This window comes from Burkholderia sp. APQ4-4ca, from assembly GCF_057837105.1.
In genome coordinates this window covers 1-437 of record NZ_JBYQCG010000026.1, presented here as the reverse complement: position 1 = coordinate 437, position 437 = coordinate 1, and the positions used below count along the sequence as shown (strand labels likewise).

Genomic DNA, 437 nt, shown 5'->3' with positions numbered 1-437 from the left:
ATCGCGCTGCGCTTGAATCGCTTCAGCCACTTGCAGCGCGTGGCTCAGGCGCTTGTGTTCGATGATCGCGCCTTGATCGACCTCTGCCAGTTTGTCGTAAAGACGACATCGCAATACCTCGCCATCAGCCTGGATCTCGATCCGACCATCCGGATACTCCCAGACGTCGATGTAGCGATGAATCAACTTCCGATTCTCAAGCGTATCGTCCAGCAAATACAGCACCCGGTCGTACAGCACCGTGAGCGACTTCGAGACCCGACGCGTTTCGCGCCAGGTCATCACCCGGTCCAGAGTCTCGTCGTCTCGCAGCGGCCGGTGCGCATTGAAGTCGCTGCGCGGCGGCTTCGCGAAGCGACGGTTGAAATCAGCGATGAAGGAGGGCGCATACGCGTTGGCGTCGGCTACCGTGCTGATGCCGCGCAAGCGCATTTCCT

The 437-nt window shown here is 59.7% G+C and carries 1 pseudogene; it reads right to left on the bottom strand.

Annotated features, from left to right (window positions below):
- A pseudogene (locus AC3IFE_RS01480) lies at positions 1-437 on the bottom strand (ISNCY family transposase); the annotation flags it as partial.